This is a genomic window from Niveispirillum sp. FG156, from assembly GCF_057809555.1.
Window position 1 is genome coordinate 59,859 of record NZ_JBMDKE010000029.1, and the last position, 21,316, is coordinate 81,174.

A 21,316-nucleotide genomic window follows, 5' to 3' on the forward strand; every position below is an offset into this window, starting at 1 on the left:
CACAAACGCTGCTATCCGCAGCACCGGCGTCGGGCGCGCGGCCCCTGGGCCCCGGCCTTCGCCGGGGAGGCAGTTGCCCTGTCTGGGCAGGCTGTGACTTACGGCAAGTCCACCTGAGGGCTGGCGCCTATCAAACCTTGATCGTCAGGTCGATCTGGGCGCCGGCGTCCAGCTGATAGGGACCCCAGATTGTGCTGCTGCTGACGGTGCCTGTGCTGTCGGTGGCGTCCAGGCGGATGGACCATTGGCCGGGTGTCAGGGCAAAGCCGCCATCGGTGGGGAAACGGCCCTTTTCCTGAAGAAAGAAGGCGCGCCAGCCGGTGGGGTCGCGGCCCACGCTGGGGCCGGCCACGGTGCCCAATGAATGGCTGGTGCCTGTGTTGTCGATGCCGACGACGGTGACGCAGGCAATGTCGCACTTGGCCGATTTCGGCATGGGCACCACCGACACAAAGGCCATGGTCGGCGGCGGCGCGTTTTCATCCTTCAGGGTCAGATTGCTGCGAACCCCCATGCGCTGCAGGATGCGGTTGATGCCGCCGCTGCCGCCGGCCAGGACCAGGGCGGTCACCAGTTTTGATACAATGCCGATGCTTGTCTGGTCACCGCCATAGGCCTTGATCAGGGTGGACACCACATCCAGGCCGAATTCATGCACGATGCCGGCGGCGAACAGGAAGCTGACGATGGGCTTCACCGCCGACCGGTCGAAGGTCTCCCGGAACGGCTTCCAGTCGAAGATCAGGGCCAGCGCCTGTTCCAGGATCACCGCGATCATGGCCAGCTTGGTCAGGGCCGCCACGGAGGCGTCATAGATATTGCTGCCGCCCGCCATGGTGGCGATCTGCGGAACTGCTGCCGCGCCGGTGGCGGCCCCGCTGCCGTCCACCTGGGCCATCGCCCCGGCCACGGGCAGCGCCAATGCCACGCCCACCACACACGCCCGCCACAGCCAGATCCGCGACATGACATCTCCCCACCGGTGTTAAGCCCTTATGGCTATAACTGATAACCGTAATGGGTGGATCGAGCAATGAAAGTGTACACGTGAAAGGTGTTGTTAGCCTATGGCGGGCCGATCAGGTCACGGCGTCCTTGGCCTGGAACCGTTCTTCCCGCCAGACCCCGCGTTCCATAATGTCGGCCAGGATATCGACGGCGGTGGCCACGTCGGTATAGCGCAGATAGAGCGGGGAAAAGCCGAAGCGCAGCGTCTCGGGCGCACGGAAGTCACCGATCACCCCGGCCTCGATCAGGGCCTTCATGATGGGGTAGCCTTGTGCGTGGGCCAGCGCCACATGCCCGCCGCGTTGCTGCCCGTCACGCGGGCTGTCCAGGCGGAACATGTCCACGCCCAGCTTTTCCTCAACCAGGGAGATGAACAGATCGCCCATGGTGCGCGCCTTGGCCCAGGCCAGATGCTTATCGGCGCGCACAGCAAGGTCGATGCCGGGTTCTGCGGCCTGCATGGAGATGATGCCCTGCGTACCGGTCAGCATGCGCCCGATGCCATCGGCGGGGCGGTAGTCGCGGTCGAAGGCGAAGGGCGCAGCATGGCCCCACCAGCCGGATAGCGGCTGCTGCATGGCCGCATGGTGACGCCGGGCCGCGAAGATGAAGGCCGGGCTGCCAGGGCCGCCATTCAGGTATTTATAGGTGCAGCCCACCGCGAAATCGGCCCTGGCTTCGTTCAGATCGACAGGAATGGCGCCGGCGGAATGGCACAGGTCCCAGACGGTCAGCGCACCGACGGCATGGGCCTTGGCCGTGATGGCCGCCATGTCCAGGACATGGGCACTTTTGTAATGGACATGGGTCAGGGCGACGACGGCCACGTCGTCGGTGATGGCATCCAAGATGCCGTCCTTTTCCACGAACCGGATTTCATGACCCTGGCCCAGGAAGGCGGCCAGACCCTGCACCATGTAATTATTGGTGGGGAAGTTGCTGCCTTCCATCACAATGACGCGGCGACCGGGGCGGAGCGCGCAGGCGGCGGCCACGGCCTTGAACTGGTTCAGGCCGGTGGCATCGGTCACCACCATCTCGCCTGCGTCAGCGCCCAGCAATTGGGCCAGCCGGTCGCCCAGCTTATAGGGCGCCGCGAACCAGCCGGCACTATTCCAGGACCGGATCAGGCCGACGCCCCATTCCTGCGTCGCTGCCTCCGCCGCGCGTATTGCGGCCTGCGTCGGCATGGGACCCAGCGAGTTGCCGTTCAGATAGATGATCCCCGGCGGCAGGGTGAATTCATCCCGGAACCCGGAAAGCGGGTCGTTACGGTCCAGGGCCTCAATCTCAGCACGCGTCGGCATGGGGTTCCCCGTCACTGTCGGAACCCCGAACATGCCGACGCCTGCCGCGCCGTCAAGAGGACAGCGGGCAGGCATCGGACAAAGGCGTTTTATGCCGGCAATGACCGGCGGCGCGCACGGAAATTGCTGGATATTGTTGCCTCAATCACCGGCGCCGCATCCGCCGCTTGGCTTTCGCGGCATGGGCCGTACGGCGGCAGTCGCCGCCGGAATGGCTTCCGGTACACCAGAAGCCATTCTAAATCCCGCCCCCGTCGCTGAAAGCATAGATGTCGTAGGAGGCCAGGGCGCGGCCGATATCGGCGATGGCGCGGTTGGCGGCGGGCAGACGACCGCCCATGGTGATGAAGCCATGCACCATGTCGGGGTACAGCCGGTGCAGCACCGGCACCCCGGCGGCGGCCAGCCGTCCCGCATAGGCCCGCCCCTCATCCAGCAGCGGATCGAAGCCGGCAGTGATGATCACCGTGGGCGGCAAGCCATCCAGACGGTCGGCGCGCAAGGGCGAGACCTGCCAGTCGCTCTCCACCTCCTGGCCCGCCAGATAATGGCGGACATAGGTGATATAGGCCTGACGCGTCAGCAGATAGCCGTCGGCGCGGGTGAAATGGCTGGGCAGGCTGGCGGTCAGATCGACGGCGGGATAGATCAGCACCTGGGTCTTCAGAACCGGTCCGCCGGCATCGCGCGCCTTCAGGGCCAGGACGGCGGCGATATTGCCGCCGGCACTGTCACCCGCCACGCCGATGCCCAGCGGATCGATGGCCAGCAGCGGCGCGTAAGCCGCCAGCCAGCGCAGCGCCGCCCAGCCATCCTCGATGGCGGCGGGCCAGGGATGTTCGGGCGCCAGCCGGTAATCCACCGCCACGATGGCATGGCCCGTGGCCACCGCCAACTGCCGGCACAGCGTGTCATGGCTGTCCAGATCGCCCACAGTCCAGCCGCCACCATGGAAGAACAGCAGGGCCGGCAAAGGCCGGAACCCGAAGGAGGGGCGGTAGAGGCGCAGGCGCAGCGGGCCGCCGGGGCCGATGATGGTTTCTTCCCGCACGGACGCGATGTCCGGTGCCTCCGGCCCCAAGGCGCGGCGCACCTGGGTGAAGATGCGCCGTGTTTCCGCAAGGTCGCCGGCCCCCGTGGCGCTGCCCGCGATGATGCGGACCACATCGGCCACCTCCGGCGACAGGTCGGTGCCGACCGTGAAACCCGGCTTTTCCGGAACCAGACACAGCGACGCCGCACGGTGGGGAACGGGGGCGATGGGCAGGATGGTGCCGGTCATGGTCTGTCTCCGGGGTTGGTCTTGCGACGGATTCTGCGTAGCGCGGATTAGGCGGCAGCCGTAATCCGCGGGAACCCGGTCCCCGGCGTCGCTCCGCGGATTACGCTTCGCTAATCCGCGCTACGATAGCGCGCCGGGGTGGGATGTGATCTTAGAAGCGCACGCGCGCGCCGGTGATCACGCCGTACACGTCCTTGAAATCCGCCGTGCTTGTGTCGTAGCTGTGGTTGCGGAAGCTGATATAGAAGTCGGACGCAAAGGCATCGACGGTCTGGACATAGCCGACCGACCAGGCCTTGGCATCGGCGCCGGCCACCGCGAAATCTTCCTGTGTGAAGTAATCCACCACGAAGGCGCTGTTGCCGATGCTGGTCAGCTTGGCGATGTAACCGACCTTGCCGTACCAGAAATCGCTGTCGCGGGGGCCCAGGTCGCGCGTGCCGGCGGCGGCGGTGACGTTGAAGCCATTGGCGAACTTCACCGAGATGGAGCCGTTGGTCTGCGTGTCGAAACCGGTGCGGCTGTCATTGTCGGCATAGGCGATGGCGGCGGCCACTTCGGTATCGCCGATCTTGGCGTTGTAGCGCACGGCCCCATCGGTGGCCCCGCCTTCGGTAAAGCTGGTCGACAGCTGGAAGCCGCCGCCGAAGGTGGGCGTGTCATAGCGCACCCGATCCTCACGGTGCAGGCCGTCGAAATTGTTGAAGGCGTTGTTGATCGTGACGCCGTTGGCGCGCGTCGCCTTGTTGCGGAAGGCGATGCCGCCGAAGGTGGCGCCGATATCGGAATGGCTGATCAGGGTGCTGGTGCCCGACAGGTCCGTTTCAGAGGTCTGGTTGGTGGCGGTGTCGCCCTGACCCACCCAGAGACGACCGAATTCCTTGTGCTGCACCCAGAATTCCACCTTGCGCTCATTCACCGAGAAGGCGCCGCTGTCGGTGCCGAAACCGGTATTGCGGGTGGAGGCCGAGGAGGTTTCCAGTTCGATATCGGTGCCGGCGGTCCAGTTATCGTCCAGCTTGGCCTGGCTGGACAGGCGCAGGCGCGACGATGCGGTGGCGTTGTCGCCATGGATGGCGTCGCTGTCGAAACCGTCATCGGCCACGATCAGGGCGCGACCGATCTGCCCCGACAGGGTCAGCTTCACCTTGCCATTGCCCGACTGCACCACCTGCGGTGCCTTGTAGGCATCGGCGGCGACCAGGGGGGCGTCTTTGCTGGCCGGCAAGCCGGCGGGGCTGGCCGACGGGCCGGCGGGCGTGCTGGGGGTCTTTTCCAGCTTTTCGATGCGGGCCAGCAGCGACTGCACCTGGGCGCGCAGGGCCTCAACCTCCGACGCCGATTGGGCGGCGGCGGGCAGGGACAGGGCGGAAAGGGCAGCACCCGTCAGCAGCAGGGCAGCGGTCTTGGAGCGGAAGGAGGACATAAGATTTCCCTTCATGGATCTGGTTCTTGTGGCCGGGTTCAGTGGGGCATAAGGACCCCCGTGCCGGTCGCCCGCAGGCGCCGGTTCCGGCCTTGGTTTGATTTGCGTGATCAGCAGGGCCTTACGGCATAAGGGATGCCGTGGCGACGTTCTGTCGTGTCAAGGACAACAGCAGGTCATCGGGTGTCTCCTTCAAGGTTCAGGACACCACGAGGCTTCGTGGCGCTTTAGCGTTTGGTGACGCGGCGCAAGCTGTCAGGTCAAATGCCCGCGGATGGGTTCAACACCATCAATGGGGATATTGAATTTAATTCCCCACTTCGTCAATCGGGTTTTGTCATTTTTCAATAACAAATATTTTGCGTGATATATGGGTCGGTGCGGGAGATTGCATTCCGCTTCCGCAGCCTCTACCAGAATATGCCGAGAGACAGACCGGAAGCCGCCCTATGCAGACCCCGCCTGATATCCTGGCGCAGGCCGACCAGCTTTTGCAGGCGGGGCGGTTCCGTGTGGCGCGGCGGGTGCTGACGCAGGGTGGGGAGCCGGCGGATGCCGCCGGCATGGGACTGCTGGCCCGCGCCCTGATCGGGATGAATGAGCATGGGCGGGCATTGCCGCTGCTGCGCGCCGCCTTGCTGGACCGTCCGGACGATGCGGGTTTGCGCTTCGATCTGGCCCGCGCGCTGAACGGGTTGGGCATGATGCATGCGGCGGTGCCGATCCTGGCGGCGATGCATGACGCCGACCCCCTGGATGCGCGGGTGACGGAGATGCTGGCTAATGCCCTGCGCCGTGATGCCCGCTATGAAGAGGCCATTGCGCTGGTTGATGCCGAGGCGGCGGCGGGGCGGTTGAACAAGGGTGTACGCTATCACCGTGCCCTGTCGCGCCATTACCTGGGCGATCCCGCCGGGGCGCTGGCCGATTTCGATGTGATCGTGGCAGAGGACCCAGGCCATGGCGCAGCTTGGTTCGCCAGCCATGCCTGTGTCATCGGGGATCAGGGTCTGAATGCTGCGAAGGAACGGCTGCGCCGGGCGGTGACCAGTCCGGGTGCCAACCGCAAATATGCGGGCTTCCTGGCGGCCTATGAGGTGCTGACGGGCGGGGATGCGGCGGGGGCGGTGCCGTCGCCCATCCTGGATGGTGCCCGCGCGCTGGTGGGGCAGATGGCGGCGGATTGCCGGATATTCGGGGTGTCCGCCGACCTGCTGCGCTTTGCCTTGTCGCAGGCCAGGGTGCCGGGGCTGGTGCTGGAATTTGGGGTGCGGCGGGGGACATCGCTGCGCCATATCGCGGCGGCTGCCGGCCAGCATGCGCACGGGTTCGACAGTTTCGAAGGCCTGCCCGAAGGCTGGGGCAATGAGATGGCGGGGACCTTCAGCCTGGGTGATGGCGACGCCGTCCCGCTGCCCGCCATGCCGGACAATGTCAGCCTGCACAAGGGCTGGTTCGATGATGTGCTGCCGGGATTTCTGGCGGCCCATCCGGGGCCGGTGCGGTTCGTCAATATCGACTGCGATATCTATAGCTCCACCGTCACGGTGCTGCGCGATCTGGAACCCAGGCTGGTGGCGGGGTCGGTACTGGTCTTTGATGAATTCATCGGCAACCGGACCTGGGCCGAGCATGAATTCAAGGCCTTCGGTGAGTTCGCGGCCCGCACCGGCGCGCGGTTCCGGCATATCGCCATCAGCCCCTTTACGGGGCAGGTGGCCCTGGTTCTGGAATGATACCAATCTGCCGAGGGTTCGACCCTTGGCAGATTGGAGGCTGGCGACCGCCAGCCCGGCACCCCATGGTGCCGTAAGCCAAGCCGCCGGATGGCGGCGCCCGGCGCCTGAGGGAACATCAAATCTGCCTGGATCGGTCACGATCAAGGCAGATTGCAGTGATCCGGTAGTGTGCGGAAGGTCATTACCTTTCCGCTCCCCCCTTTCGCGAAACCTCTGATACTCTTCGCCCGACAGGCCCGGAGGGGGCCGCCGGCAAAGGGGAGAGGCGCCATGAGCACCGTGACCACCAGCGATTGCCTGCTCTATACCCGCCATGGCGGGGAAGGGGTGGCAGAGATCACCTTCAACCGGCCCAATTGCCTGAACGCCCTGAACCTGGACATGGCCGCCGCCTTTGCCGAGGCCGCGACCGCCGCCGCCAATGATCCCAAGGTGCGGGTGCTGGTGCTGACGGGCCGGGGCACCAGCTTCATGTCGGGCGGCGATATCCTGGCGTTCCACAAGCTGCTGTCGGCACCCGCCGCCGAACGGCGCGACCATATTGCCCGCCTGATCGATTTCACCCATCAGGCCGTCACGGCGCTGCGCCGCATGGAAAAGCCGGTGATCGCCGGCATTCACGGTACCGCCGCCGGCCCCGGCATCGGCATCACGCTGGCCTGCGATCTGGTCGTGGCGTCGGACCGTGCGATTTTCCAGATGGCCTATGGTCCCCTGGGCACCACGCCGGAGGCGGGCGCCACCCATGCCCTGCCGCGCCTGGTCGGGTCCCGCCGCGCGGCGGAACTGGCGCTGCTGGACCGGCGCCTGACGGCGCTGGAGGCGCTGGAACTGGGTATCGTCAACCGCATCTGCCCGGCCCCCATGCTGGCCGAGGAAACGCGGTGCGTGGCGCGCAAGCTGGCGGGCGGTGCCGCCCTGGCATCGGGACGGACCAAGCGTCTGCTGTATCTGTCGCTGGAGCATAATTTCCAGCAGCAGCTGGCGGCGGAACGGGAGACCTTCCTGTCGGCCATCGACAGCCCTGAATTTGCCGAGGGGATCACCGCCTTTGTCGAGCGGCGCAAGCCCTTCTTCGGCAAGTGCTGAGGCTGGCTGATCCTACCTTTATGGGCAGGCGCGTGAAGGACCCCTATCCTTCGCGATTCCAAGCGGTTATCTTGAGCGCCGGAAAAGACGGGAGCCTGCGAGCATCCCGGAACCGGCGGTCAGGAAGGAACAGGGCATGAGTGACATCTCCATTGGCGTGGGTGGCCCGGCGGACATGGGCCGCATGGCGATGGATGCCGGTAACCATGCCGAGGCTGTGGCCCTGCTGCGCGAGGCGATCCTGGATGATCCGGGCGATGCCACGCTGCGCGCCGACCTGGGTGTCGCCCTGGAAACGCTGGAGGATTATGACGGTGCCGCGCAGGCCTATGCGGCGGCGACGGCACTGGAGCCGGACAACCCGATCTATCATTTCAACCAGGGGGCCGTGGCCCAGGCACAGGGGCGGTCGCATGACGCGGCCAACCATTACCTGAACACGCTGGAGCGGGAGCCGCTGTTCGCCGAGGCCTATTACAACCTGGGCACCCTGTTCTATGATGTCGGCCATATCGAAATCGCGGCAGAGCATTATGGCAACGCCCTGAAGGCCCGGCCCGATTATGCCGAGGCGGCCAGCAATTTGGGTCTGGTCCTGCGTCGCCTGGGCCGCCAGGAAGAGGCGATCGAGCAGTTCCGTCTGGGGCTGCGCCTGCGTCCCGATCTGACCATCACCCATTCCAACCTGGGCCTGACCCTGGCCGAGGCCGGGTATTATGATGAGGCCATCGCCTGTTTCGGACAGGCGCTGGCCATGGACCCCGACAGTTCATCGCTGCATATCAACATCTCCCTGGCCTGGCGCGGGGTCGGGCGGCTGGACATGGCGGCCGATGCGGCCCTGAAAGCCCTGAAACTGGCGCCCGACAGCACGCCGGCACAAGTGGAGCTGGGGTCCGTTGCCGCCAATCTGCGCCGCACGGGCGACGAAGCTACGCTGAAAAGCCTGCTGGAAAGTTGGCGCGGGGTGGCCGGGGAGACGGCGCAGTATCAGCATACGCTGGCGGCCCTGGGGCAGGCGCCGGCCCCGGCGCGGGCCAGCGATGCCTATCTGTCCCAGACCTTCGATGCGTCGGCCAAGCGGTTTGACGAGATGATCGGTGCCTTGGGCTATGCCGTGCCGGAAGCGCTGGGCGAGGCCTTGCAGCGCCATCTGGGGCCGGGCCAGGGCGACAAGGACATTTTGGATGCTGGCTGCGGCACCGGTCTGGCGGCCCCGCATCTGGCGCCCTATGCCAAGAACCTGACGGGTGTCGACCTGTCGCTGTCCATGTTGCAGCAGGCGCTGCGCCGGGGGCTTTACTCCTCCTTGGATCAGGCGGAACTGGGCGCCTATCTGATCGCCCGGCCCGCCAGCTTTGATGTCATCGTGGCGGGTGACGTGCTGTGCTATTTCGGGGAGGTGGGCGACCTGTTCCGGCAGGTGGCCGCGTCCCTGCGGACCGGTGGCCTGTGGATGGTGTCGGCGGAAACGGCATCGGGCGGCAAGCCCTATATCCTGCAGGAAAGTGGGCGCTATGCCCATGATCCGGCCCATTTGCAGGAAAGCCTCAATGAGGCGGGGCTAAAGGTTCTGGAACTGATGCCCATGGTGCTGCGTTATGAGGGTGGCCGGGCCGTCGAGGGCGTTCTGGCCATCGCCCAGCGTTAAAACCGCACTCAGTTCCGTAGGTCAGGTTGAGCCGAAGGCGAACCCTGACAGATATGGATTAAAAGCCTTCGCTGTCAGGGCGAGGCTGTTGCCTCGACCTGACCTACGGTTTGCTATTTTTGCCCCGCGTGTAGAGATGACCGACAGCATCACCACCATCATCCCCGTTCTTCTGTCCGGCGGGTCGGGTTCCCGCCTGTGGCCGGTATCGCGGGAGCGGTTTCCCAAGCAGCTTTTGAGCCTGTGCGGCGACCGGACCATGATCCAGGAAACGGCCCTGCGCGTGGGCCGGGATTTCGGTTTCGCCGACCCCATCGTCATCTGCAATCAGGAACACCGCTTCGCCATTGCCGAACAGCTGCAGGAGGTGGGCATCCGTCCCACCGAACTGGTGCTGGAACCGTTTGGGCGCAATACCGCCCCGGCGGCTTCTGTGGCGGCACGGCTGGCGGCGCGGCGTGATCCGCAGGCCCTGGTTCTGCTGCTGCCCGCCGATCACGCCATCCTGGCGCCCGACGCATTCCGCGCGGCGGTGGCAACGGGTGCTGTGGCCGCACAGCAGGGCAAGCTGGTGACCTTCGGCATTCAGCCGACCAGCCCGGAAACCGGCTATGGCTATATCGAGAAGGGCGAGGCTGTGCCGGGTGCGGACGGCGCCTTTGCCGTGAGGCAGTTCGCGGAAAAGCCAAAGCTGGATGTGGCGCAGGCCTATCTGGCGGGCGGGCGGCACCTGTGGAACAGCGGCATGTTCCTGTTCCGCGCCGACCGGTTCGTGGCCGAACTGGAACGCCACGCCCCCGACGCGCTGGCGGCGGCGGATGCCTCCATCGCGGCGGCGCGGGTCGATCTGGATTTCCTGCGCCTGGACGCGGAAGCCTTTGCCAAGGCGCCCAACATCTCCATCGATTTTGCCGTCATGGAAAAGACGGACAGTGCCGCCATCGTGCCCTGCGACATCGGCTGGACCGATGTGGGCGCCTGGAGCGCGCTGTGGGATATCGCGGAAAAGGATGGCGGCGGCAATGCCGTGCTGGGCGATGCCATCCTGGTCGATGCCAGCAATAATCTGGTGCGTGGCGAGGTCGGGCTGACGGCGCTGGTGGGGGTGAAGGACCTTGTGGTCATCACCACCGACGATGCCGTCCTGGTTGCCGACCGCGCCCGCGTGCAGGATGTAAAGGCCGTTGTCGACCGGTTGAAGGCGGAGGGGCGGACCGAACGGCTGGACCATCGCCGCACCTACCGCCCCTGGGGCTATTCGCATCTGGTGCATGCGGCCCCCGGCTTTCAGGTTTTGCGCCTGACCATCCGCCCCGGCCACAAGATCTCCCTGCAAAAGCACGATCACCGGGCCGAACATTGGGTGGTGGTGCAGGGGGAGGCAAAGGTGACACTGGGCGAGGAGCGGCGTATTGTCCGCGTCAATGAAAGCGTCTTCATTCCTGCCGGTATCCCCCACCGTCTGGAAAATGACGGCGACACCGACCTGTGCCTGATCGAGGTGCAGACAGGTGCCATTATCAGCCCCGATGACATCCTGCGCATCGAAGATCATTACGGACGGGCCTAGAGGCTGTCAGATTTAGCAGGGTGCGGAAAAACCATTTCGCTACTGCGGTTGGGTTATTTTCGGCAATCTCGCGTCAAGTCCTCGCAATATACCACCAGTATCGTGCTTCTGCCTTTCCTAATCTTGCCGAAAATCCCCCGCCCTCGCGACGCGAAAGCCTTTTTCCGCACCCTGTTAGGTTGAAGCACCCCCCATTGTCATTCCCGCGAAAGCGGGAACCCAGCGTAAGGCGCGGTTAGCGCCGGTATGAGTCATATCGCGGCCATCGCCGCTCTCGCTGGGTCCCCGCTTTCGCGGGGATGGCTGTTGAGGCAATGGCAATATGATTCCATTAAAACCTGACAGACCATAAATTATCCTATCCCAAAGGTTAGGTTGTGAAGGGGCGGCGACGCCCCTTTCATTTTGCAATGATATTTGCATATAGCAGCATGCGTTTCGCAGTTTTGCAGATTGCAATATATCAATGGAGGGTAAACGTCGCCCCAGACCCGCAGAAATCCTCAACCTCCAGGGTGTGCCAAAGCTTGGCACGTCGGCTGCAATCCTAGGTTCCCATGAAGGCAACAACGCCTCACCCCAACGAACCGATGGAGACCGACATGACCAAGTTCTTCGCCAAGACCGCCGCCGCCGCCCTGATCGCTTCCGCCATCGTCGCCCCCGCCATGGCCCAGAACGCGTCCGGCACGATCCAGCTGAAGGGCAATGTTGCTCTGTCCTGCACCATCGCCGTCCAGGACCTGAACCAGTCGCTGGCGCTCAAGGCCGGCGAAACCGCCAAGACGGTCGGTTCGGTCACCGAGACCTGCAATTCCGGCTCCGGCTACAAGATCACGCTCGCCTCGGCCAATGCCGGCAAGCTGAAGTCCGGCAACTTCACCATCGATTACTCCGTCAATTATGACGGCCAGGGCGGCGCCCTGACCAGCCAGATGGTCGTTGACCGCGCCACCGCGCAGTTCGGCAAGAAGTCCGACCTGAAGGTCACCATCGCCGCCTCCGACCAGTACATCGCCGGCGACTATGCCGACACCGTCACTGTCACCATCGCTGCCAAGTAAGGGGCTTTCAGTTCCTCAGGCGCCAGCGCCGCATCCGCGGCTTGGCTTCACGCCGCACGTGCGGCGCGGCGGCAGCCGCCGCCGGAGCGGACTTCGACCGCTCTCGTAAAGTTTCATCGGGCAGTTCCAGCCTGCTCCCCCGTCCGGGCAACCGGGCGGGGGTTTTGTCTTTCAGGGTGCCTGCTTTCCCTGTTGACCCCGTTTCGCAGTGCGGCAACCATGGGGCGCCATCCATGCCGGAGCCGCCATGCGCCTTTATCGCCGCGACCTGATCCTTGCTGCCCTTGCCACGACCCTGGCCGGACCCGTCATGGCGCAGGGGGCATCACTTCTGGAAAAGGTGCGCAAGGCGGGGGTGCTGCGCGTGGGCATGACGGGGGATTACTTCCCCTATTCCTTCCGCGATGTGAAGACGGGCGGGTTTCAGGGCTATGAGGTGCGGGTGGCCGAACGGCTGGCTGTCGATCTGGGCGTGAAGCTGCAACTGGTGCAGGCCACCTGGCCGACGCTTGTCGCCGGACTGATGGCCCGCAAATATGATATCGCCGCGACTGGTGTGACGGTGACCCCGGAACGGGCCAGGGCCGTGGCCTTCACCAAGGCCTATCTGCGCCCAACCTTCATTCCCCTGATCCTGAAAAAGGATGTCGAGCGCTTCAAAAGCTGGGACGATCTGGACCAGCCGGGCGTGACCATTTCGGTGCAGCAGGGCACAGCGCCGGAGACCATGGCCAAAAAGGTCTTCACCCAGGCCCGCATCCTGTCCGTCGCCGATCCCGTCATCGATTTCACCGAGGTGCTGGCAGGCCGGGCACAGGCGGCCTTTACCGACAATCTCTATTTCCTGACTAAGATCGGGCGGCAATATCCGCAGCTGACCATGCTGACCCAGGGGGCACGGCCCGGCACCGATACGGAAAATGCCATGATGACCCTGCCGGGCGATGGCGAATGGATGCTATGGCTCAATAAATGGGTCGATGCGCGTCTGGCTGACGGGTTCTTTGACGGGCTGTTCAAGACATGGTTCGAGGGCACGGGGACGGTGCGGTGAGACGCGGCCTGCCCCTGCTACCGCTCCTTCTGCTGTCGGGCTGCGGCGGGGAGGGGTGGCATATTGTTGACCCGCGCACGGACGAAGGTTTGGGCAACTTGTCCTTCCTGCTGGCCGGCGCCGGGCTGACCCTGGGCCTGTCGGCGGCGGCCTTGGGGCTGGCCATGGTCATCGGCCTGCTGACCGCCATCGCGCGGGGCAGCCGCTGGCGGCTGGTGCGGATGGTCAGCGGTGCCTATGTGGAGCTGATGCGGACCCTGCCGCTGTTCGTGCTGCTGCTCTGGGTGTTTTATGCGCTGCCCATTCTGGTGCAGGGGCTGGACCCGGATGGGGTGGGGTTCGCCCTTCTGGGCTGGATCGCCGACCTGACGCCCTTCACGGCGGCGGTGATTGCGCTGGCCCTGAATGCAGGAGCCTTCCTGTCGGAGATTTTCCGGGCCGGGATCGAAGGCGTAGCGCGGGGGCAGGTGGAGGCAGCGCAATCGCTGGGCATGGGCCGTTGGCTGACCCTGCGGCGCATCGTGCTGCCGCAGGCCCTGCGCCGCATGCTGCCGCCCACGGTGGGGCAGTTCATCCATACGGTGAAGGACAGTTCGCTGGCGTCCGCCATCGGGCTGGCCGAACTGACCCGCCGCGCCACCGAATTGCAGACCCAGACCTATCGCCCGCTGGAGCTTTATACGCTGCTGGCCCTGGAATATCTGGTGATCCTGCTGCTGCTGTCGCGCCTGTCACGCTGGCTGGAGGGGCGGTGGGGGGTGAAGGGGTGAAAGGCCGGAAAGGTCCGCCACCTGTCCGGTCCCGGCCTTGCCCGTCGCGCGGTTTGCCGTTTCACTGTCACGGGTGATCAGGGAGGGGACGATGTTGGATATGCGACCGGGCTGCGAATGCTGTGACAGGGATCTGCCGGCGGACCAGGAGGGGGCCTTCATCTGCTCCTTCGAATGTACATGGTGCCGGGATTGCGCCGAAGGGCGGCTGCGGGGGCGCTGCCCCAATTGCGGCGGTACCCTGTCGCCCCGGCCCACGCGCGCGCAGGCGAAATGGGCCGGGGCACCGCCGTCGACGGTGCGGGTGTTCAAGCCGGAAAAATGTGGCGCGCTTGCGTTCTGAACAGTCGCTCAGCCCTTGGGCTTCAGATAGCCGTGCATGGCGAGCCAGCGGGTGAAGGCGTCAAACCAGCCGGTGCTGGTGGTTTCCTTCTGGTACATGCCGAAGCCATGGCCGCCCTGTTCGAACAGGTGGAATTCCACGGGCCGCTTGGCCGCCCGCCAGTTCTCGATCAGGCCGAATCCGGTATTGCCGAACAGGGGATCGTCTGCGGCCAGCCCCACGAACAGCGGCGGGGCATCGGCGGGCACATTCATGGCGGCCAGCGGGCCGTAGATATTGCCGATGAAGGCGGGTTTCGCATCCTGTCCAGCCACGGCGGTGGCCATGGTCAGCATGGCGCCCGCGGAAAAGCCGACCATGCCGATCCGATCCGGGTCGACCCGCCATTCGGCGGCGCGCCGGCGGATCAGGGCGAAGGCGGCACGGGCGTCGGCGATCTGCGGGGCGATGGCGGCGATCATGTCATCCGGCTTGGGCCGGGCCGGGCGGGCTGCCCCGGAAAACATCTCCCGCATTGATTGTTCAAAGGCCTGCATCTCGGCGGGCGTCTGGTTCAGCCGGTATTTCAGGACGAAGGCGGCCACGCCCTTGTCGGCCAGGGCCTTGGCCACGTCCCAGCCCTCATTGCTCATCGACAGGGTACGGAAGCCGCCGCCGGGCGCCACCACCACCGCTGCCCCCGTCGCCTTGGCCGGGTCGGGCAGGAAGGGGGTCAGGGTGGCAACCGTGACATTGCGGGCGAACAGGCTGCCATACTGGCTGTGCCAGGATTCCGGCACCTTGGCATCGGGCAGGGGGCCGGTGCCCAGCTCAATCGCCGCCGGCTGTGCCGGGATGGCGATGGGCGTCATCCTGTCATTCTGCGCCTGTGCCGGCAGGGCCAGCGCGATCAAGATCGCCGTGAGTGTTGCCCGTATTGTCGCGGTGCGGCGGATGGTGCCGGTCAGCCCCATGGTCATTCTCCCTGTTCGATTGATTATTATGGGTTCAGCGGGCAGGCGGGGCGGTGATGCCCGCTTCCGTCTGGATCACCGGCTTCATCGTGCCGTCGGGATTATAGTGGAGATGTTCCACCGTGACGGCGCGCCGGCCCAGGGCGCCGTTCAGGTCGCCGATGGTCAGGGTGGCATTGTGCAGGAACAGGTACCAGTTGCCCTTGAACTGCGCGATGCCGGGATGGATCGTGAAACTGAACTTGCCCGATCCCGTCAGTTCGCCGCGATAGGTCCAGGGACCCTGGATCGAGGTGGCCGTGGAATAGGACACTTTTTCATCCCGGTGGGTGGCGCGGTCGAGTGAGGCATAGGTCAGGTAATAGAGATCGCCACGCTTGTGCAGCCAGGGACCTTCCTCGAAATGCGGGGGCGTGATCTCCGTGATCGGGCCGTCGATCTCGATCATGTTGGGCTTCAGCTTGGCGATATAGCATTGCCGGTTGCCCCAGGCGATCCAGGTCGTGCCGTCATCATCGGTGAAGACGGTCGGGTCGATATCTTCCCAGCTATGGGTGCCCTTGGGCGTCATCTGATTGGTGATCAGCGCCGATCCCTTGGCATCCACAAACGGGCCGGTCGGGCTGTCGGACACGGCGACTGCGATGGCCTTGCCGGGATGGGTATTGTCATGTTCGACGGCGGCATAGAACCAGAACTTGCCATGGCGTTCGATGGTCTGTGACGCCCAGGCATCCTTCTTGGCCCATTTGAAATCCGCCACCTTCATGATGGGGCCATGGCGGGTCCAGTTCTTCATGTCGGTGGTGGAATAGACCAGCCATTCCTTCATGTTGAACATCTCGTCGCGCTGCGCCTCGTCATGCCCGACATAGAGATAAAGCCGGTCGCCCACCACCAGGGGGGCGGGATCGGCCGTGAACGTGTCGCGGATGATGGGGTTCGATCCCGTCTGTGCCAGGGCGGGGGAGGCGATGGAAACTGTTAGCGCTAACAATGTGGCCGACAGGCAAGGCCGGTTCTTCATCACGGCACAATCCTCCCAGGGTTATATTTTTCATTAACAATATAATAAGATTATTTAGCCGTCAACGAACTCCCCTTCCAATGGCGCCGAGGGTGTCGGCGGCGGGCATGGCGAAAATCGCGATGATTTGCCAATAAGGCGAAAATATGGTGCCGCCGGCCATCGACCAGAGGTGGGCGCCATCAGAAAACCCAGGGTTTCCGCCATTTCCGTCACTGGCACACCGGCTGCAATCATGGCGCCCCAGGGGTGGGGCCGTGCCGGGGAAGGTGCGGCCCGCCCATCCAATTAATGGCGATGGCCAGGCAGACGGGGGACGGCATGGAAAAGGTGGGGACGGTACAGATGGGGCGTCATTGGGCGCTGCGCGGCTGGGGGGATCGGCTGCGCCTGCCGAAATGGGCGGCCCTGGGACCCCGCGCCAAGCGGGTGGTGGCCATTGGCGGCGTGCTGCTGCTGGGTGTCAGCGGTTTCTCGCTGATGGTGGCCAGCAAGCCGGAAGTGGCGCGAGAAGACCGGCCCGAACGGGTCTGGTCCGTCGATGCCGTCAATGTGGCCCGCGCCGACCACCGCCCGGACATGAACCTGATGGGCACGCTGGTCGCCGGGCGTTCGGCGGAATTGCGGCCCCTGGTGGCCGGTACGGTCAAGGCGGTGTCGCCGGCCCTGCGCGATGGCGGTCTGGTGAAGGCGGGCGAGACGCTGCTGGAGATCGACCCCTGGGATTATGAACTGACGGTGCGGGAGACGCGGGCACAGCTGGCCGAGGCCAAGGCCCGGCTGGACGAGCTGCGCGCAACGGCGGCAGCAGAGAAGTCGCGTGCCGAACTGGCGCGCCAGCAGTTGGGCATCAAGGAGCGGGAACAGGACCGCGCCCAGTCCCTCTATGAGAAGGGCACCATCTCCATCGCCCGGCTGGAACAGACGCAAGGGGCCCTGGCGGCAGAACGCCAGACCCTGGCCGCCATGGAAAACGGGTCCCAGGCCGGGGCCGCGCGCGTACGTCAGCAGGAAGCGGCCATCGACCGGTTGAAGGCGGCCTTGGACCGGGTTGAAACCGATCTGGCCCGTACCAAACTGACAGCACCCTTCGATGCCTTTGTCGGCCAGACCAAGGCGGAAGTGGGCATGCGCGTGTCGGCGGGCGATCAGGTCGCCACCCTGTCGGGCACGGAAGGGCTGGAGGCCCGCGTCACCCTGTCGACCGAGGCCTATGGAAGACTGGCCGCCGACGGGGCGGGTGTGGTGGGCCGCCGGGCAGAGGTGACCTGGAAGCTGGGTGAACAGCGCCTGACCTATCCCGCAACCGTGGAACGGGTGATCGACCGGATCGACACGGCCACGGGCGGCGTCACCATTTTCGTGCGGCTGGAGGCACAAAGCCTGGATCAGCCGTTGCGCCCCGGCGCCTTTGTAGAGGTGGCATTGCCCGACCGCACCTATGTCGCGGTCCATCGCCTGCCTGTCACGGCGGTGCATGGCAATGACACGGTCTATATCGCCAATGCCGAAAGCCGGCTGGAAAGCACCAAGGTGCATGTGGTCGCCCGCACCAGCGATGCCGTGTTCATCGACAAGGGGTTGAGCGACGGGGCCAAGGTGGTGACCACCCGGTTCCAGGAAATCGGACCCGGCCTGAAGGTCGCGGTCCGTGAGACGCCGGGTACGGATGCCCAGGTCGCCACCAATCCGCCCAAGGACACCCAGGATAAGGCCCAGGCCGGGGAGAAGAGCGAATGAACAGCGCCGGCCTGATCCGCACCTTCATCCGCCATAAGGTGGCGGCCAATATCCTGATGATCATGATGATGATCGCCGGCTTCTGGGCCTTGGCCAAGCTGGAACGGCAGATGGAACCGGACTTTGACGTGCCGGGCATCTATGTCGGCACAGTCTGGCAGGGGGCATCCGCCGACGATATCGACCGGTCCATCATCGAGGCCATGGAACGCGAAGTCCGCTTCCTGGAAGGCGTTGATGAGGTGACGGGCCGGTCGCGCGAAGGCATCGGCGAACTGTTCGTCAATTTCAAGCATGGCACCGACATGGCCAAGGCCCTGTCGGAGGTCGAAAGCGCCATCAACAATATCACCACCCTGCCGCAGAGCGCGGAACGCCCCATCATCAACCGCTTCACCATCACCGATGAGCTGATGGAGCTGGCCATTTCCGGCCCGCTGCCGGAACCGGCCTTGCGCGCGTTGGCCAAGCAGGTGCGTGATGGGGTGACGACACAGGGCGTGGACCGTGTCTATATGTCCGGCCTGCGCAGTGCCGAGATCTGGGTGGAGGTGCCGGCGGCGGAGCTGCAGCGGCTCGACACCACCCTGGGATCGATTGCCCAGCGTCTGGCCCAGGCATCGACCGATGTGCCGTCGGGCACCCTGTCGGGCAATATCGAAAAGCAGATGCGGTCCATGGGCCGGCAGGATGATGCCGCCGGTGTCGCCGGATTGACCCTGCGCACCGATGAACAGGGCCGGCGCGTGACCATGGGGCAGGTGGCCGCCGTCAGCGACTCCTTCGACGACCGGGGCGTCACGGGACGGCGCAATGGCAACCCCGCCATCAACCTGTCGCTCCAGACCTCCAAAAATGGCAACCTGATCGCCATCACCGAACGGGTGGATGCCTATCTGGAAAAGCTGCGCCCGACCCTGCCGCCCGGCGTGACGGTCGAAAGCTATGACCGCAATTCCGACGCGCTGGAAGACCGCATCGGCATGCTGATGGACAATGCTGTGGGCGGCATGGTGCTGGTCATGGCCGTGCTGGTCGTGTTCCTGCGGCCCTGGGTCACCTTCTGGATCGCCATCGACATTCTGGTCAGCTTCCTGGTCACCTTCGCCATCATGGTGCTGATCGGGCAAAGCATCAATGTGATGAGCCTGTTTGCCCTGATCATGATGACGGGCATCATCTGTGACGATGCCATTGTGGTGGCCGAATATGGCCAGACCCTGATGGATAAGGGCATGGAGCCGACCAAGGCCGTGGAACGCGCGGCCCAGCGCATGTTCTGGCCCGTCACGGCCGCCGCCATCACCACCATCGCCGCCTTCGGCCCGATGCTGATGATGCGCGGCACCACGGGGCAGTATGTGCTGCCGCTGCCTGCCATCTCCATCGCCGTCATCATCGCCTCGCTGCTGGGCTGCTTCCTGATGCTGCCGTCGCACATGCGGCACGCGCTGGAAAAGGGGCAGAAGTCACCGCCGTCGAAGCTGCGCGTGGCGTTTGAGGAAAAGTTCAACGCCTTTCGTGACGGGCCGTTTACGCAGGCCATCGCCTGGGCCACGCATAATCGCGGCATCACGGTGGCATCGGCCCTGACCATCATGGCGCTGGCCATCGGGTTGCAGGCCGGCGGCCATGTGAAGTTCGCCTTCTTCCCGCAGCCGGAGGGCAACCAGGCGCAGCTGAACCTGCTGTTCAGCCCCGGCACCCCGCGTGAGGTGGTGGCCAAGCAGATCGACGAGGCCGAAGCCGCCCTTTACCGCGTGGAGGCCGCCTATGGCCTGAAGCGGGGCGACATCGTGAAGATGACGTTCGGCAAGCTGGGCGTCACCACGGGCAACAACCTGCCCGAACAGGTGGGCGATTATATCGGCTCCATGAAGGTCGAATTCTCCGTCGCCGATGACCGCGCACAGCGCCTGCCCGAGATCATGAAGAAGTGGGAGGCGGAGACCAAGCTGCAGCCCGGTATCGATCAGGTGATCTTCTCCACCGAACAGGATGGGTTCGGCGGCGACGGCTTCGGCTTCCGTCTGGTCCATAACGACCCCTATGTGCTGAAGGCCGCGTCGGAGGAGCTGAAGAAAATCATCATGACCTATGGCGGGGTCAGCGGGGCGCGCGACAACCTGCCGGCGGGCAAGCCGGAACTGGTGGTCAAGGTCACCCCGCGGGGCGAGGCCCTGGGCTTCACCACCGAGAATGTGGGTCGCCAGCTGCGTGATGCCATGGACGGCGCCATCGCCATGCGCTTTGCCAAGGGCGATGAAGAGGTGACGGTGCGCGTCCGCCTGCCGGAAAGCGACCAGACGGAGGCGCTGCTGGCCAGCCTGAAGCTGCGCTCCCCCACCGGCATGCAGGTGCCGCTGGCCGATGTGGTGGAACTGTCGGAACGGCCCGGCCTGTCCCGCATCCTGCGCAACAAGGGCCAGCGTACCGTCTCGATCTTTGCCGAGGTGGACCATCTGAAGGGCAATTCTGGGGAAATCCGCAGCGATATCGAGAAGAACCACCTGCCCGGCATCATGGAGAAATATGGTGTCAAGAAGGACCAGAATGACGGGTCGCGTCAGGAAGAGGAGTTCTGGTCCGACTTCATGATGGGCATGTTCGTGTCGCTGGGGGCCATCTATCTGGTGCTGGCCTGGATCATGGGCAGCTTCGCCCGGCCCGTCGCAGTACTGATGATCATTCCCTTCTCCATCGCCGGCACCATCTTCGGCCATTGGGTGATGGGGGCGGATATGACGATCTGGTCCTATATCGCCATCATGGGCATGGCCGGCGTGCTGGTGAATGACAGCATCCAGGTGGTCAGCAGCATCGATGACCGCATCAAGGACGGGGAAGCGGTGGAGAGTGCCGTGGTGCATGGGGCGGCAGAACGGCTGCGCCAGGTGCTGCTGACCTCGCTGACCACCATCTTCGGCCTGTTGCCGCTGCTGACGGAGACGGACTTCCAGGCAGCCTTCCTGGTGCCCATGGCCATCACCTTCGTCTTCGGCATCGGGACGGCCACGGTTCTGGTCCTGCTGCTGATGCCGGCCCTGTTGATGCTGGTAGAAGATGCCAAGCGGGGGATCGGCTGGGTCCGGGGCCGGTTTGGCCGGCGGCAGCCGGTGGCGGCGGTGTGATGCCACCGGCACGAAATGATGACGGACCGTTTTGCGTAGCGCGGATTAGGCGGTAGCCGTAATCTGCGGGAACCCCAGCGTCGCTCCGCGGATTACGCTTCGCTAATCCGCGCTACGATGAAAACACCGGGGCGATATGACCGGTCAGGAATCATAACGCGC

At 64.8% G+C, this 21,316-nt stretch carries 16 protein-coding genes; 10 read left to right on the plus strand and 6 right to left on the minus strand.

From position 1 onward, the window contains the following. Positions 1 to 130 precede the first annotated feature (130 nt). From ACODSP_RS18610 to ACODSP_RS18625, 4 genes are all read right to left on the minus strand, one after another. Positions 131 to 967 (minus strand): hypothetical protein, encoded by an 837-nt coding sequence (locus tag ACODSP_RS18610; protein WP_488967052.1) that lies wholly within the window; start codon positions 965 to 967, stop codon positions 131 to 133. A 112-nt stretch (positions 968 to 1,079) separates the two neighbouring features. Further along, positions 1,080 to 2,315 (minus strand): kynureninase, encoded by a 1,236-nt coding sequence (gene kynU / locus ACODSP_RS18615; RefSeq protein WP_488967053.1) that lies wholly within the window; start codon positions 2,313 to 2,315, stop codon positions 1,080 to 1,082. Positions 2,316 to 2,553: 238 nt separating this feature from the next. Further along, on the minus strand, positions 2,554 to 3,597 hold the full coding sequence (locus ACODSP_RS18620; RefSeq protein ID WP_488967054.1) for an alpha/beta hydrolase: 1,044 nt from the start codon (positions 3,595 to 3,597) through the stop codon (positions 2,554 to 2,556). Positions 3,598 to 3,748: 151 nt separating this feature from the next. Then, on the minus strand, positions 3,749 to 5,038 hold the full coding sequence (locus tag ACODSP_RS18625) for a porin family protein (protein WP_488967055.1): 1,290 nt from the start codon (positions 5,036 to 5,038) through the stop codon (positions 3,749 to 3,751). 434 nt (positions 5,039 to 5,472) lie between these two features. Between ACODSP_RS18625 and ACODSP_RS18630 the strand changes: the two genes are divergently transcribed. From ACODSP_RS18630 to ACODSP_RS18665, 8 genes are all read left to right on the plus strand, one after another. Beyond that, complete coding sequence (locus ACODSP_RS18630) at positions 5,473 to 6,759, plus strand: class I SAM-dependent methyltransferase (protein WP_488967056.1); 1,287 nt, start codon at positions 5,473 to 5,475, stop codon at positions 6,757 to 6,759. Between the two features lie 273 nt (positions 6,760 to 7,032). Then, positions 7,033 to 7,851, plus strand: coding sequence for an enoyl-CoA hydratase/isomerase family protein (locus ACODSP_RS18635; protein WP_102115034.1), 819 nt, complete (start codon positions 7,033 to 7,035; stop codon positions 7,849 to 7,851). Between the two features lie 136 nt (positions 7,852 to 7,987). Continuing rightward, on the plus strand, positions 7,988 to 9,502 hold the full coding sequence (locus ACODSP_RS18640) for a tetratricopeptide repeat protein (RefSeq protein WP_488967057.1): 1,515 nt from the start codon (positions 7,988 to 7,990) through the stop codon (positions 9,500 to 9,502). 136 nt (positions 9,503 to 9,638) lie between these two features. Beyond that, entirely contained in the window at positions 9,639 to 11,072 is a 1,434-nt protein-coding gene (locus ACODSP_RS18645) for a mannose-1-phosphate guanylyltransferase/mannose-6-phosphate isomerase (RefSeq protein WP_488967058.1), read from the plus strand. Positions 11,073 to 11,674: 602 nt separating this feature from the next. Continuing rightward, complete coding sequence (locus ACODSP_RS18650) at positions 11,675 to 12,136, plus strand: spore coat protein U domain-containing protein (RefSeq protein ID WP_245924101.1); 462 nt, start codon at positions 11,675 to 11,677, stop codon at positions 12,134 to 12,136. 247 nt (positions 12,137 to 12,383) lie between these two features. Beyond that, complete coding sequence (locus ACODSP_RS18655; protein ID WP_488967059.1) at positions 12,384 to 13,190, plus strand: transporter substrate-binding domain-containing protein; 807 nt, start codon at positions 12,384 to 12,386, stop codon at positions 13,188 to 13,190. Further along, positions 13,187 to 13,960 carry an amino acid ABC transporter permease gene (locus ACODSP_RS18660; RefSeq protein WP_488967060.1) on the plus strand — a complete coding sequence of 258 codons (774 nt, stop codon included), beginning with the start codon at positions 13,187 to 13,189 and terminating at the stop codon, positions 13,958 to 13,960. The genes ACODSP_RS18655 and ACODSP_RS18660 overlap by 4 nt, the downstream gene beginning before the upstream one ends. Positions 13,961 to 14,060: 100 nt before the next feature. Beyond that, a complete protein-coding gene (locus ACODSP_RS18665; protein ID WP_488967071.1) occupies positions 14,061 to 14,303 on the plus strand; it encodes a DUF1272 domain-containing protein in 243 nt (80 codons plus the stop codon). An 8-nt stretch (positions 14,304 to 14,311) separates the two neighbouring features. On the opposite strand, the gene ACODSP_RS18670 is transcribed toward ACODSP_RS18665, so the two are convergent. Then, on the minus strand, positions 14,312 to 15,262 hold the full coding sequence (locus ACODSP_RS18670) for an alpha/beta hydrolase (protein ID WP_488967061.1): 951 nt from the start codon (positions 15,260 to 15,262) through the stop codon (positions 14,312 to 14,314). 28 nt (positions 15,263 to 15,290) lie between these two features. Further along, complete coding sequence (locus ACODSP_RS18675) at positions 15,291 to 16,283, minus strand: glycoside hydrolase family 43 protein (protein ID WP_488967062.1); 993 nt, start codon at positions 16,281 to 16,283, stop codon at positions 15,291 to 15,293. A 321-nt stretch (positions 16,284 to 16,604) separates the two neighbouring features. On the opposite strand from ACODSP_RS18675, the gene ACODSP_RS18680 reads away from it, so the two are divergent. Together ACODSP_RS18680 and ACODSP_RS18685 are read left to right on the plus strand one after the other, a co-directional pair. After that, positions 16,605 to 18,023: an efflux RND transporter periplasmic adaptor subunit gene (locus ACODSP_RS18680; protein WP_488967063.1), complete on the plus strand. Its 1,419-nt coding sequence runs from the start codon at positions 16,605 to 16,607 to the stop codon at positions 18,021 to 18,023. Beyond that, positions 18,020 to 21,154, plus strand: a complete 3,135-nt coding sequence (locus ACODSP_RS18685; RefSeq protein WP_488967064.1) for an efflux RND transporter permease subunit — start codon at positions 18,020 to 18,022, stop codon at positions 21,152 to 21,154. Before ACODSP_RS18680 ends, ACODSP_RS18685 begins: the two co-directional genes overlap by 4 nt. Positions 21,155 to 21,316: the final 162 nt, after the last annotated feature.

What these genes read in the sequence shown, in the direction of transcription:
- ACODSP_RS18610 (WP_488967052.1), bottom strand. Translation starts at nt 967, where the DNA reads ATGTCGCGGATCTGGCTGTGGCGGGCGTGTGTGGTGGGCGTGGCATTG.
- kynU (WP_488967053.1), bottom strand. Translation starts at nt 2,315, where the DNA reads ATGCCGACGCGTGCTGAGATTGAGGCCCTGGACCGTAACGACCCGCTT.
- ACODSP_RS18620 (WP_488967054.1), bottom strand. Translation starts at nt 3,597, where the DNA reads ATGACCGGCACCATCCTGCCCATCGCCCCCGTTCCCCACCGTGCGGCG.
- ACODSP_RS18625 (WP_488967055.1), bottom strand. Translation starts at nt 5,038, where the DNA reads ATGAAGGGAAATCTTATGTCCTCCTTCCGCTCCAAGACCGCTGCCCTG.
- ACODSP_RS18630 (WP_488967056.1), top strand. Translation starts at nt 5,473, where the DNA reads ATGCAGACCCCGCCTGATATCCTGGCGCAGGCCGACCAGCTTTTGCAG.
- ACODSP_RS18635 (WP_102115034.1), top strand. Translation starts at nt 7,033, where the DNA reads ATGAGCACCGTGACCACCAGCGATTGCCTGCTCTATACCCGCCATGGC.
- ACODSP_RS18640 (WP_488967057.1), top strand. Translation starts at nt 7,988, where the DNA reads ATGAGTGACATCTCCATTGGCGTGGGTGGCCCGGCGGACATGGGCCGC.
- ACODSP_RS18645 (WP_488967058.1), top strand. Translation starts at nt 9,639, where the DNA reads ATGACCGACAGCATCACCACCATCATCCCCGTTCTTCTGTCCGGCGGG.
- ACODSP_RS18650 (WP_245924101.1), top strand. Translation starts at nt 11,675, where the DNA reads ATGACCAAGTTCTTCGCCAAGACCGCCGCCGCCGCCCTGATCGCTTCC.
- ACODSP_RS18655 (WP_488967059.1), top strand. Translation starts at nt 12,384, where the DNA reads ATGCGCCTTTATCGCCGCGACCTGATCCTTGCTGCCCTTGCCACGACC.
- ACODSP_RS18665 (WP_488967071.1), top strand. Translation starts at nt 14,061, where the DNA reads ATGCGACCGGGCTGCGAATGCTGTGACAGGGATCTGCCGGCGGACCAG.
- ACODSP_RS18670 (WP_488967061.1), bottom strand. Translation starts at nt 15,262, where the DNA reads ATGACCATGGGGCTGACCGGCACCATCCGCCGCACCGCGACAATACGG.
- ACODSP_RS18675 (WP_488967062.1), bottom strand. Translation starts at nt 16,283, where the DNA reads ATGAAGAACCGGCCTTGCCTGTCGGCCACATTGTTAGCGCTAACAGTT.
- ACODSP_RS18680 (WP_488967063.1), top strand. Translation starts at nt 16,605, where the DNA reads ATGGAAAAGGTGGGGACGGTACAGATGGGGCGTCATTGGGCGCTGCGC.
- ACODSP_RS18685 (WP_488967064.1), top strand. Translation starts at nt 18,020, where the DNA reads ATGAACAGCGCCGGCCTGATCCGCACCTTCATCCGCCATAAGGTGGCG.